The organism is Roseobacter sp. EG26 (genome assembly GCF_049830555.1).
In the GTDB taxonomy this organism is placed as follows: domain Bacteria; phylum Pseudomonadota; class Alphaproteobacteria; order Rhodobacterales; family Rhodobacteraceae; genus Roseobacter.
On the sequence record NZ_JBNBLH010000005.1, the window covers coordinates 244,416 to 256,821 of the forward strand.

The 12,406-nt window shown below is 59.8% G+C and carries 12 protein-coding genes; 5 read left to right on the forward strand and 7 right to left on the reverse strand.

The genetic code is table 11. The features are described 5' to 3' along the window. Genes ACOTTU_RS13370 through def (ACOTTU_RS13385) form a run of 4 tightly spaced genes read right to left on the reverse strand, consistent with a single transcriptional unit; the run spans nucleotide 1 to nucleotide 2,192 of the window. A complete protein-coding gene (locus tag ACOTTU_RS13370) occupies nucleotides 1-237 on the reverse strand; it encodes a hypothetical protein (RefSeq protein ID WP_298920494.1) in 237 nt (78 codons plus the stop codon). 12 nt (nucleotides 238-249) lie between these two features. Then, entirely contained in the window at nucleotides 250-1,155 is a 906-nt protein-coding gene (gene fmt / locus ACOTTU_RS13375; RefSeq protein WP_425658702.1) for a methionyl-tRNA formyltransferase, read from the reverse strand. A 24-nt stretch (nucleotides 1,156-1,179) separates the two neighbouring features. Further along, nucleotides 1,180-1,677, reverse strand: a complete 498-nt coding sequence (gene def / locus ACOTTU_RS13380) for a peptide deformylase (RefSeq protein ID WP_425658704.1) — start codon at nucleotides 1,675-1,677, stop codon at nucleotides 1,180-1,182. After that, nucleotides 1,674-2,192 (reverse strand): peptide deformylase, encoded by a 519-nt coding sequence (def, locus tag ACOTTU_RS13385; protein ID WP_425658705.1) that lies wholly within the window; start codon nucleotides 2,190-2,192, stop codon nucleotides 1,674-1,676. The genes def (ACOTTU_RS13380) and def (ACOTTU_RS13385) overlap by 4 nt, the downstream gene beginning before the upstream one ends. Before the next feature lie 99 nt (nucleotides 2,193-2,291). Here def (ACOTTU_RS13385) and ACOTTU_RS13390 point away from each other — a divergent pair, with 99 nt between their 5' ends. Next, nucleotides 2,292-3,488 carry a MalY/PatB family protein gene (locus ACOTTU_RS13390; protein WP_425658707.1) on the forward strand — a complete coding sequence of 399 codons (1,197 nt, stop codon included), beginning with the start codon at nucleotides 2,292-2,294 and terminating at the stop codon, nucleotides 3,486-3,488. Between the two features lie 9 nt (nucleotides 3,489-3,497). Here the strand turns inward: ACOTTU_RS13390 and ACOTTU_RS13395 are convergent, their stop codons facing one another. Beyond that, the gene (locus ACOTTU_RS13395) at nucleotides 3,498-3,848 is read right to left on the reverse strand and encodes a hypothetical protein (RefSeq protein WP_425658709.1); all 351 of its coding nucleotides are present in this window, start codon (nucleotides 3,846-3,848) and stop codon (nucleotides 3,498-3,500) included. Nucleotides 3,849-4,049: 201 nt separating this feature from the next. Between ACOTTU_RS13395 and ACOTTU_RS13400 the strand changes: the two genes are divergently transcribed. After that, complete coding sequence (locus tag ACOTTU_RS13400; protein WP_425658711.1) at nucleotides 4,050-5,024, forward strand: glutathione S-transferase family protein; 975 nt, start codon at nucleotides 4,050-4,052, stop codon at nucleotides 5,022-5,024. Here the strand turns inward: ACOTTU_RS13400 and ACOTTU_RS13405 are convergent, their stop codons facing one another. Further along, complete coding sequence (locus ACOTTU_RS13405; protein WP_298920480.1) at nucleotides 5,025-5,405, reverse strand: response regulator; 381 nt, start codon at nucleotides 5,403-5,405, stop codon at nucleotides 5,025-5,027. Between the two features lie 196 nt (nucleotides 5,406-5,601). On the opposite strand from ACOTTU_RS13405, the gene ACOTTU_RS13410 reads away from it, so the two are divergent. Genes ACOTTU_RS13410 through ACOTTU_RS13420 form a run of 3 tightly spaced genes read left to right on the forward strand, consistent with a single transcriptional unit; the run spans nucleotide 5,602 to nucleotide 8,648 of the window. Continuing rightward, a complete protein-coding gene (locus tag ACOTTU_RS13410; RefSeq protein ID WP_425658713.1) occupies nucleotides 5,602-6,555 on the forward strand; it encodes a threonine-phosphate decarboxylase in 954 nt (317 codons plus the stop codon). Then, nucleotides 6,552-7,457 carry an adenosylcobinamide-phosphate synthase CbiB gene (gene cbiB / locus ACOTTU_RS13415; RefSeq protein WP_425658715.1) on the forward strand — a complete coding sequence of 302 codons (906 nt, stop codon included), beginning with the start codon at nucleotides 6,552-6,554 and terminating at the stop codon, nucleotides 7,455-7,457. The genes ACOTTU_RS13410 and cbiB overlap by 4 nt, the downstream gene beginning before the upstream one ends. Before the next feature lie 21 nt (nucleotides 7,458-7,478). Further along, nucleotides 7,479-8,648 (forward strand): lytic murein transglycosylase, encoded by a 1,170-nt coding sequence (locus ACOTTU_RS13420; RefSeq protein ID WP_425658717.1) that lies wholly within the window; start codon nucleotides 7,479-7,481, stop codon nucleotides 8,646-8,648. Between the two features lie 235 nt (nucleotides 8,649-8,883). Here ACOTTU_RS13420 and smc read toward each other — a convergent pair whose 3' ends face one another. Next, complete coding sequence (smc, locus tag ACOTTU_RS13425) at nucleotides 8,884-12,339, reverse strand: chromosome segregation protein SMC (protein WP_425658968.1); 3,456 nt, start codon at nucleotides 12,337-12,339, stop codon at nucleotides 8,884-8,886. Nucleotides 12,340-12,406 lie beyond the last annotated feature (67 nt).

A 12,406-nucleotide genomic window follows, 5' to 3' on the forward strand; every position in this document is an offset into this window, starting at 1 on the left:
CTACCTGCGCCAGTGAAAGGGCACGATGATCAGCGCCCCAATGGAGGACACGATCGCATTCATGCCGGGGCTCGAAAAGCCAAAACCAAACATCAGCCGGATGAAATAGAACAGGAAAGCCCCGCCAATGCAGATGATGATGCTCTGCAGGATACCGTTATGGGTAAAACCCGATTTCTCGCAAAGATAACCAACGATCCCCGCGATCACCACGGTGCCGATGAGGGTCGGAAACATGCGCGTTCTCCTTCAAAGAATACTGCCAGCGGTCAGCGGCCAACCGCGCAGAAACTCCGTCGCATCCTGCGCAGCTTTGCCCGCGCGCTGCAAGCGTATGAGTTCCACTGCACCATCGCCGCAAACCACGCGCAGCGGGTCCTGCAGCACCTCTCCGGGCGTCCCTGCCCCATCTGACAGGCGCGAGGCCAATAGCTTGATCCTTGTATCCGCGTTCATCGTCCATGCCCCCGGAAAAGGCGAAAGGCCCCGGATCAGGCGGTCCACCTCCGCTGCGGGGCGTGACCAGTCGACCCGCGCTTCGGACTTGTCGATCTTTGCCGCATAGGTGACGCCGTTGTCAGGTTGCGCGACCGGTGCAAGCCGGTCCAGCTGCGACAGGGCCGTGACGATCAAAGCGGCGCCCATGCCCGCCAGACGGTCGTGCAGCGATTGTGTGGTCTCATCGAGCGCTACCTGTGTCTCTTCACGCAGCAGAACCGGGCCTGTGTCCAACCCCGCGTCCATCTGCATGATACAGACACCGGTTGACCGATCTCCGGCCATAATGGCCCTGTGGATGGGCGCGGCCCCCCGCCAGCGCGGCAACAGGCTGGCGTGGATGTTCAGACAACCCTTGTCTGGCGCGTCCAGAATGGCCTGCGGCAGAATGAGCCCGTAAGCAACAACAACCGCGACATCTGCCGACAGCGCCGCGAATTCCTGCTGCGATTGCGCCGATTTGAGCGATGTGGGCGTCCTCACCGGCAGGCCCAGAGCCTCAGCGCGCTGGTGGACCGGACCGAGGCGATCCTTCTTGCCACGGCCCGCCGGACGTGGTGGCTGGCTGTAAACGCAGACCACCTCGTGCCCGGCCTCGACCAGGGCGTCCAGCACAGGCACAGAAAAATCCGGCGTTCCCATGAAGATGATGCGCATCTTTGTTCCCCTGACTGCCTGACGTCAGCGTTTGGCTTTGCGGGCGCGGCGCAACAGCATATCGCGTTTGACCTTGCTCAGGCGGTCAAAATACATCTTCCCCTGAAGATGGTCGATTTGATGCTGAACGCTGGTCGCTTCCAGCCCGACAAAATCACGACGAACATAAAGCCCGTTCTCATCCATGAACCGGACGGCAACCCCTCTTGAGCGCGAAATTTTTGCAAAAACGCCCGGCAGGTTGGGGCTTGCCTCTTCGTGCTCGTTCATAATGGCAGAGGCATCAATAACAGTCGGGTTCGCCATCCGGATGCGGCGATCACGCTTGTCTGAGGCGTCAACCACTGCCAGTTGCAGCATCACGCCAATCTGCGGACCGGCAAGCCCCACGCCCGGCATAGCGTCCATCGTGTCGATCATGTCAGTCCAGATCGCCCGGATGTCGTCGGAGATCTCCGCCACCTCGGCGGCAGGCGTGCGCAGGCGCTTGTCAGGCCAGGGCAGACAAGGCCGTACGGTCATGCGCGCGCCAGCTCGCGTTTGAACTTGACCATCTTGCGGGTGATCATCTGGCGTTTGAGCGGTTTGAGGTAGTCAATGAACAGCTTGCCATCCAGGTGATCAATCTCGTGCTGTGCACAGGTAGCCCAAAGACCTGTGAAAACTTCTGTCTGTTCCTTCCCGTCGCGGTCGGTCCAGCGCACTTCCACTTCGGCCGGGCGGGTAACATCGGCAAATTGTTCCGGGATCGAAAGGCAACCCTCTTCATAGACACTGGTCTCATCGGAGGACGAGACGATCTCGGGGTTGAACATGATCAGCGGCCGGGCGGGTTCGTTTTCGCCCTTTACACAATCCAGCACCACCAAACGCTGCAGAATACCGACTTGCGGTGCGGCCAGCCCGACGCCCGGTGCATGATACATCGTCTCCAGCATATCATCCGCCAGAGCGCGTAACTCATCGGTCAGATCGGTCACCGGCGCACAGAGCTTTTTGAGCCGGGGATCGGGGTGCAACAGAATGTTTCGTTTCATGGACCTCATGTATGACAGGAACGGAGCGCCTGCAACATCCGGGACTTGCAGCCCGCCAGAATCTCGCTAGCTATATGGCCAGCGAAAAGGAGCCCCCTCATGAGTCTGGATGACAACGACGACGCCCGTTTTGATACCGTAATCGACCGTCGTGGCACCCAGTCGAGCAAATGGGACTACATGGAGAAATACTACGGCGTTTCGCCAACAGATGGCCTTGCCATGTGGACCGCAGACAGTGACTACCCGGCACCCGCCTGTGTCACGCAAGCGCTGCATGCTGCCGCCGATCACGGCATTTTCGGTTATACGCCGATAAACGACGAATATCACGCAGCGATCCAATGGTGGATGCAGACTCGGCACAACTGGACGATTGATCCTGAATGGATTCTCACGGTGCAGGGGCTGGGCAATGCGATCGCGCTGGCGCTCGATGTCTGGAGTGATGCGGGCGATCACGCTGTCATCTTCAGCCCCGTCTATCACGAATTCCGCGTGAAAATCGAAAAATCCGGCCGCAAAGTGACCGAATGCCCGCTGGTTCGCGACGGGGACACCTATCAGCTTGATCTGGCAGATGCGCAGAGCCGCCTGACGGGGCGGGAAAAGCTGCTGATCTGGTGTTCACCGCAAAACCCCTCAGGGCGGGTCTGGAGCGTCACTGAATTGCGCGATCTTGCCGAATTCGCCGCCCGCAACGATCTTCTGCTTGTGACCGACGAGGTGCATCACGATCTTGTCTATTCCGGCAGCACCTTTGTGCCGCTGCATGTCGCCGCACCCGAGCATCAGGACCGAATGGTTGTCCTGACCTCCGCCTCCAAAACTTTTAATATCGCCGGGCAACGCACTGGCAATATGATCATCTCCAACACCGCGTTGCGCCGTCAGATGCAACACCGCCTGAATACCCTGGATTACAAACCCGCCGGGTTGAGCCTGCTGATGATCACCGCTGCCTATTCACTCGCAGGGGCGGAATGGGTCGATGCGCAGGTCGCCTACCTGGAAGGCAACCGCCGGCTTTTTGATGCGGCGATGGATGCGATCCCCGGCGTGCATTCGCTGCCGCTGAAATCCACCTATCTGGCCTGGGTCGATTTTTCCGGAACCGGCATGAGTTACGAAGAAATTTCCCGACGTGTCCTGAAGGAGGCGCGCATTGCGCCCAGTTCGGGCCCGGAATTCGGCGCAGGCGGTGAAACCTTCCTGCGGTTCAATCTGGCCACGCCACGCGCACGCATCCAGGAAGCCTGCGACAGGCTTCAGGCCGCATTCGGCGATTTACAGTAGGCGCAGGGCCTAGCGCGCGTCTTCGATCAGCCCCACAGGCGCATCATCCGCGATCTCAAAATCCACGGCGGGTCCTTCTGAGACGGCTGTGGCGCGCTTGAACTCGTAGCAGCGCTCACCATCCTCCTCGTCGCTCGTGACGATGAGGCACTGAAACAGGTGCAGGCTGCCATCATAGACGTCCACAAACCCCCGCAACGCTGGCGTTTCCGGCTCCATCGCGAACCCGGTTTTCCACATGCGCAAAATCGGATGAATTTGCCCGCCCACATCGACACGCAACCGCGACGCCAGTTTGAGGCTTTCCAAGCGTGCCTGATCCAGACCAGCTTGAATTTCCTTGGAAAAAATCGCTTCCATATTCGTTACTTTCCTACCATCCCCTATGCCAGATGATGACGCGGTCCCCTAAAAATCAAGTTAAGTTTTTATGTCATACCGCATAGCGTGTGCGCTTGCGCAGAGACCTTGCGCGCGCACAAACCTGTTATTCCGACGGGCGCCAAATTACCTTGCGCTCAGCGCCACATAGAGACTGGCCAACGTACAAAGGAGAATGACATGGGTTTACTGGTAGACGGCGTGTGGCAGGACACCTGGTATGATACCAAGTCCACCGGCGGAAAATTCAAACGCTCTGAAGCGGGTTTCAGAAACTGGATTACTACCGATGGTAGTGAGGGCCCCACAGGCGAAGGTGGGTTTGCAGCCGAATCGGGTCGATATCACCTCTATGTCAGCTATGCCTGCCCCTGGGCACATCGCACTTTGATCTTTCGCCAGTTGAAGGAGCTTGAAGATCACATCTCCGTCTCAGCCGTCCATCCGGATATGTTGCAGAACGGCTGGACGTTTGAGACCGACGACAAGGGGGCCACCGGCGATACGCTCTACGGACTGCCCTATGCGCGCGACATCTATACAAAAGCGGACCCAAAATATTCCGGCAGGGTCACGGTGCCGATCTTGTGGGACAAGACCCGCGAGACCATTGTCTCCAACGAAAGCTCAGAGATCATTCGCATGCTCAACACGGCCTTCGACGCGGTGACAGGAAACAGTGACAACTACTGGCCGGAAGAGCTTCACGAGGCCATCGCGCCGATCAATGAGCGTATCTACGACAGCTTCAACAACGGCGTCTACAAATGCGGCTTTGCCACGACACAGGAAGCTTATGACGCAGCCGTGGAGCCGCTCTTTGACACCCTGGAGTGGCTCGAACAAAAGCTGTCTGCCAACCGCTACCTGATGGGCGATACACTGACCGAAGCGGATTGGCGTCTGTTCACGACTCTTGTGCGATTTGATCCCGTCTACCACTTGCATTTCAAATGCAACCGCAAGCGGTTAGTCGATTTTCCCAACCTCTGGGCCTACACCCGTGAACTCTATCAAATGCCCGGCGTGGCGCAGACCGTGAATTTCGACCACATCATCCGGCACTACCACTTCAGCCATGACAGCATCAATCCGCAACGCATTATCCCGATCGGGCCGGAACTGAATTTTGACACACCGCACGGACGCGGGTGATCAGGCCGCCCCACTCTGTTCTGAATGCGCGCCATAGTGTTCCACCATGGCAGCGAGATCTTCGGGGGGCGTTGCGCTTTGCACAAACGCGCAGGCATTGGTTGCGTGGGAAAAAATTGATCCGTCTGAAAAGAAAGATGTATTCGTAACAAAAATAACCTGCGCCTCGGGCTGCCGGTAACTCGCGTAATCCGCCACCGCCAGTGCAGAGCCTTCCCCCAGCACAAGATCCATAATGATGATATCTGTGTGATGCGTGCTGAGATGACGAATGGCATCCGCCTGACCGGCGCAGCGCGCGACGGTCATACCCATCCGTTCGAGGTGTCTTTTCCAAATACTAGCCAGATCGTTCTGGCTCTCGACAATTAGAACCTTCATCTGCCCTCCATTCCGGAAGCTCCGGAATTATTTCACTATGTAATACTGTCGTCTGCTTCAAAGGTTAACAAACGATTAAACTTTCGATGACAAATTTATCATTTGCAATCAGACTTGATTAACCGGCTACTTTCCGCTTTTAGCGACAAGTAAAGGCGCGGATTTGCGCCACGATCAAGGCAAAAAGAGCAGATTGTTGACTAAAAAAAAACGTGATCATGGTGGCGGGCTCGATGCCGCCATTCTCGAACATGGGGGAGGTCGAATCGATTGGTGCGACCTTTCGACAGGCATCAACCCGCATGCATATCCGGTCGGGAAGCTGCCGGATGATGCCTGGACGGCACTGCCGGACCGGGCCGCGCAAACCCGTCTGATCGCGGCAGCACGCAGCTTTTGGAACGTGCCGGAACGCGCCGGAATCATCGCCGCATCGGGGGCTTCCGCTCTGATTGCCCAGATCCCCGGGCTGCTGCCTGCAAGCACGGTCAGCATTCCCGGACCCACCTACAACGAACACGCCGCAGCTTTCAGCGCGGCTGGCTGGGAAGTTCACGAAGAAGGCCCCGCGACGGCCCAGGTGGTTGTGCATCCAAACAATCCCGATGGCCGGATTTGGAGCGCGCAGACGTTACCGGTCCGCCTACCGGAGCTCACAGTAATTGACGAAAGTTTCTGCGATGTCGTCCCTGAAGAATCTCTGATTGCACAGGCTGGCGAGCCGCGCCTGCTGATCCTCAAAAGTTTTGGAAAATTCTGGGGTCTGGCGGGGCTCAGACTGGGGTTTGCCATTGGCGATCCAGCTCTGCTGGATCGACTGGTCGAGGCGGTCGGCCCCTGGGCGGTTTCCGGACCAGCCCAGCACATCGGTGCTACGGCACTGGGTGACGACGCCTGGGCCGATCAAACCCGCATCCGCCTCTGCAAAGACAGTGCGCGGCTGGATGCCCTGATGCAAAAAGCCGGAGCCAAACCGATCGGCGGTACGACCCTGTTCCGCCTTTACGACGTCGGTGACGCAATGCACTGGCAGCGCAGGTTGGCACAGCATAGGATCTGGAGCAGATGTTTTCCCTATAATACAAGCTGGTTGCGCCTTGGACTGCCCCATGCCCGCCACTGGCCCCGTGTCGAGGCCGCGCTCGCATGAGTTTCGCCGCGATCTTGATCTTTGCCCTGCTGCTGGACGCGCTGATCGGGGAGCCGCGCTGGCTCTGGGATCGTGTCGCGCATCCTGCCGTCCTCATGGGAAAATTGATACGCTGGTGTGACAACCACCTCAACAGCGGCGACAACAGACGAGCCAAGGGGACGATCACGGCGCTCCTCCTGATTGCAGTTGGGTGGGCTGCAGGAACCTTCCTTGGCGCGTTTGGCGGAGTGGTGGAGATTCTCGCGACCGCGATCCTCCTCGCACAGCGATCACTCGTTCAACACGTCCGGGCCGTTGGCGACGGCCTGCGCATGTCCGTACAGGAAGGACGTCGCATGGTGTCCCGGATTGTAAGCCGCGACACCGCCAAGATGGGGGAAACGCAGATTGCCCGTTCCGCCATCGAAAGTGCTGCAGAAAACCTTTCCGACGGGGTCATCGCACCCGCTTTCTGGTTCCTGATCGCGGGACTGCCCGGAATCTGCGTCTATAAACTGATCAACACCGGTGACAGCATGATCGGATATCGCAACGACAGGTACGAAGAATTTGGATGGGCGACGGCCCGACTGGACGACCTTCTGAACCTGATCCCTGCTCGGCTGACCGCCCTATTGATCGCCCTGCCCGCCCGCTGTTTCGACTGGCAGGGCATTGCCGCCGATGCAGGGTTGCACCGCTCGCCCAACGCCGGATGGCCCGAAGCCGCCATGTCACGCGCGCTTGGAATAGCACTTGCAGGACCCCGTGCCTACGACGGGCAAATGCGAGAGTTTCCCTTTGTCAATGCGCAGGGCCGCGCCGACCTGACCCCGGTGGACATCGACGCCAGTATCGCGATGCTATGGCGGGCATGGGCCGGGTTTCTGGCCCTCTGCGCCCTGATTGCCATTTTGTAGCCCTGCCCCCTGGAGGTTTTAATGCGCCCAACCACCCCCCTGATGGCCCTATGCATCGCCGTTCTGCCCAGCCTGTCACTGGCTTGTGGCGGGTCCTTCTCCGGCTTTGTCGACGGCCTGAAAGGCGAAGCCATCGCCAACGGTCACAACGCCAGCAATGTGCAAAGATTCTTTGCAAACATTCGGCAAGACCCCAAAGTTCTGAAAGCTGATCGAGCACAGGGCGTTTTCCAACGTCCGTTTCTGGATTTTTCCAAACGGTTGATCTCAGTTGACAGGGTCAAACGCGGTCAGAGCAATGCACAAAAATATGACGCTGTCTTTGATCGTATCGAAAAGACCTACGGCGTCGACCGTGGAGTCCTTCTTGCTTTTTGGGCATTCGAGACGGATTACGGCGGGTTCCAGGGTGATTTCAACACGGCAAATGCGCTGGTGACACTGGCTCACGACTGCCGCAGGCCTGAGCTCTTTCGCCCGCAAGTCTTTGCAGCGCTGGAACTTTTTGAGCAGGGTGATTTTGATCCCAACACCACGACAGGTGCCTGGGCGGGTGAGATCGGCATGGTACAGATGCTGCCGCGTGACATCCTTGAAAACGGCGTCGATGGGGACGGCGATGGTAAGGTTTCGTTAAAAACATCCGCCGCAGATGCTTTGACGTCAGGGGGGTCCATGCTGAAAAGCCTCGGCTGGCGGGCAGGCGAGCCATGGATACAGGAAGTGCGGCTCCCGCAACAGTTCGATTGGTCTCAAAGCGGATTGAAAGTGGTGAAACCCACGTCGGAATGGGCGTCTTTGGGTGTCAAGCCACGCAATGGGTCACTGCAGAGCAGACTCCCGGCAGCGCTGATACTGCCGCAGGGGCACAAAGGGCCCGCTTTCCTCGCCTACCCCAATTTCAACGTATATTTCGAATGGAATCAAAGCTTTACCTATGTCATGACTGCCGCGTATTTTGCCACAAGGCTGCAAGGCGCGCCGGTCTATGACGCTGGCAACCCCGACATCGGGCTTACCGGCGCACAAACCAAAGAGCTTCAACGCAAATTGCAGGCGCGTGGATACGACGTTGGAAAGGTTGATGGAATCCTAGGCGCAAAAACCCGCGCCGCGGTTCAGAGCGAACAAAAAAGACTGGGGTTGCCTGCGGATGCCTGGCCCACGCCGGCGCTTTTGTCAAAGCTCTGACGCCCTCGGCGTTAACCTATTTTTACCCGCAGGAATGTAGTTTTCCGGCTGAAACATACATTCAGGTTTGTTTTCTACCTTTTTTGACCCTGCGGGCCGAGGCTGCGCAGGGTCTTTTTTACCCAGCTGCAATGCCTGCAGCCAGCCTCTACTGCTAGAGGTGTTCAATGACCTTTCCGTCACCCCTGTGCACGGCCATCGCTTCTACAGCCGAAAACCGCGCCCAAGGCTAGCTTCAGGCCACCAGCGTTTCCGCTTTTTTCAGGTCAACCGATACCAGTTGGCTCACGCCTTGCTCAGCCATGGTGACGCCAAACAGCCGGTCCATGCGCGCCATCGTCACCGCGTGGTGGGTGATGATCAAAAACCGCGTTTCGGTCTGGCGGCACATCTCGTCGAGCAGATCGCAGAACCGGGTGACATTCGCATCATCCAGCGGCGCGTCGACCTCATCGAGCACACAAATCGGCGCGGGATTGGCGAGGAAAACCGCAAAGATCAGCGCCATCGCAGTCAGGGTCTGCTCGCCCCCGCTGAGCAGGCTGAGCGTCGAGAGTTTCTTGCCCGGCGGCTGGCACATGATCTCCAGACCGGCCTCCAGCGGGTCATCACTTTCGACCATCACCAGGTTGGCTTCGCCACCACCGAAAAGATGGGTGAACAGCAGCGAGAAGTTTGAATTGACCTGTTCGAAAGCGGTTAAAAGCCGTTCGCGCCCTTCGCGGTTGAGGCTGGCAATACCGCCGCGCAAAGTCTTTATGGCTTCCTCAAGGTCCGCTTTTTCGCCGGTCAGAGTATCGTGTTCGGTCTGGACCTCACGCGCATCTTCTTCGGCGCGCAGGTTGACGGCGCCAAGGGCGTCGCGCTGACGCTTCAGACGGTTCACATCCGCCTCCAGCGCCTCCGCACCGGGCATCTCATCAGGTGTTGCGTCCAATTGGGTCAGCAACTGGGCCGGGGTCAGTTGGCTTTCGTCAGCGATCCGCTCGGCAGCCGCAGCAACAGCTTCGCGGGCTGCATCAGCGCGGGCCTCTGCGCGCGCGCGCGCCTCCCGCGCCTCGGACGCCTGCCGTTCTGCCTCACGCTCGGCAAGGCTCGCCTCCCGCAGGGTGCCTTCAGCGGAGGAAAGCGCATCTGCACTTTGCGCCTTGCGCGCTTCTGCCACGGAAATGGCATCGCTCATCTCCGCCCGTTTGGCCGCGATCTCGGCGGGGGCGGCGCTGGCTGTTTCCAGTTCGTTTTCGGCCGCCGTCTTGCGTTCCACCAGCTCTGCTGTGCGTTTCTCTGCCGTCTCCAGCCGATGCCGCCAGCCACTGACCTCCTTGGTAACTTCCTGACGCCGCTTGGTGCGTGCCTCTCCTTCACGGCGCAACTCGTCATGGCCAGATCGCCGCGACATCATCGTGATCCGCGCTGCCTCCACTGCCATGCGCACGGCTTCGACCCGCTCGCGCGCTTCGGTCAGATCGCCTAAATCTTCCAAAGCGTGTGTCGCTTCCCTGAGACGGGTCCGGGCGATCATCGCCTCTTCATCGTGTCGCGTAACGGCCAGACCAAGGGATTCCAGCCTGCCCTCCGCGAGGTTGCGATCCGCCTCCGCCCGGCTCAGGCGGCGCCCCGCGTCAGCCACCAGCCTGTCAGCGGCGCGGCGGGCTTCTCGCGCCATCGCATCGGCCTTGGTAAGCTCCGCCAGTTGGGTGCCCAGAAGATCGTGAGCGGCCTTTGCGCCCTCAGCCCGCTGCGTTGCCGCCTCCAGGTTTTGCTTGAGTTCTTCCAGACGGTTCAGTTGCTGCAGACGCAACGCGGCTGCCGAGGGCGCGTCTTCGGCCCAGGCGCGGAAACCGTCCCACCGCCACAGATCGCCTTCAGGCGACACCAGACGTTGCCCGGGGCGCAGATCGGCCTGCAACCGCGGGCCGTCATCAGGGTCAACCAACCCGATCTGGCCCATCCGCCGGGACAGCACGTCCGGTACATCCACAAAGAGCGACAATGGCTTGACCCCTTCGGGCAACGGTTGGTGCTGGGCGTAGGCCGGTAGCACCGCCCAGCCCGACGGCCCGTCCGCCGCAACCTCCGGCGCTCGGAGGTCATCGGCCAATGCGGCGCCAAGCGCCTTTTCATAGCCGGTTTTGACGTGCAACTGATCCAGGATCTGCCCGCCTTCCGCGGTATCGCGCGCCACCAGCTTGGACAATGCACCCGCTTCGGCCCGCAAGGCATTCATCTCACCTTCGGCCTCTGATCGCTGGGCCCGGGCCTCGGCTTCGCGGGCCTGTGTCTCTGCGCGGGCCTCATCCGCGTCAACAAGGGCCGTCTCCGCACTGGTCGCGGTTGCGACCGCTTCGGCTTCGGCTGCCTGCGCCTGAGCAAAATCCTGACCTGCCTTGGCGAGTGCGGCCTGGCTGACCGCAACGGCCTCCCGCGCCCGGGCCGCTTCGGCTTCGGCTTTTGATTGCGTCTTCCGGCTGTCTTCTAGCAACCGCTGGGCAGAACCGTGACGCGCTGACAACCGTGCCATATCTTCGGTCTGCTGGGACATCTCGCCTTCGCGGGTCTGCAAGACCGCAGCCGCCTCCCGCGCCATCTCTGCAGCTTCCGCCAGCGCCGCTTCATGGCCTTCGGCGGCCTTGTCCAGCTCTCGCGCTTCCCACTCCAGCCGCTCGATGGTCTCCCCCGCATCGCGGTTCAACCCACCTTCGCGGTCGATATCGTGGCCCAGTTGCGCGATCCGCCCGGTCAGTGTTTCGATCAACGCCTGCGCCCGGGTTTCCTGATCGGTCAGCGTGTCGCGTTCTACGGTCAGGCGCTGCAAGACTGCCGCGGCAATTGCCTCTTCCTCGCGCAGCGGTGGCAGAGCGGCCTCGGCTGTCTCTCTGGATTTTGCGGCCTGCCGGACGGCGGCTTCGGCCTGCGCTGCAAGCGTGACCTGACTACGCAGGTGATCCTCTGCGGTGCTCCTTGCATCATCCGCTTCACGCCAGCGCCGGTAGAGCAACATGCCTTCCCTCCGGCGCAGATCGTTGCCAATCTCGCGATAACGCGCGGCCTGACGGGCCTGACGGGCCAGTTGACCCAGCTGGTTGGCCAATTGTTCGATCACATCATCGACGCGGGTCAGATTGGCTTCCGCGCCTTTCAGCTTCAGTTCGGCCTCGTGACGCCGCTGGTAAAGCCCGCTGATCCCCGCCGCCTCTTCCAGAATGCGCCGACGGCTCTTGGGCTTGGCATTGATCAGCTCGGCAATCTGCCCCTGACGCACCAGTGCAGGGCTATGTGCGCCGGTGGAGGCATCGGCAAAAAGCATCTGCACATCCCGCGCCCGCACGTCCTTGGTACCGACCTTGTAGGCACTGCCCACATCGCGGGTGATCCGGCGCACGATATCGAGGTGATCGTCCTCATTGAAACCGGCAGGTGCCAGCCTTTCGGAATTGTCGATATGCAGGGACACTTCGGCAAAATTGCGGGCCGGGCGCGTTGCAGCTCCGGCAAAAATCACATCTTCCATACCCCCGCCACGCATGGCCGTAGGACGATTTTCCCCCATCACCCAGCGCAGCGCTTCCAGCAGGTTCGACTTGCCGCAACCGTTGGGCCCCACAACGCCGGTCAAACCATCCGCGATGATCAGATCGGTGGGATCCACGAAGCTTTTGAAGCCGGTCAGTCTGAGTTTCGAGAAGCGCAAAATGAAGCCCGTGATGATTCCTTTGGTCCAGTAGCGTGACGGGCGCTCGGGGTTAAAGTCAACCTCA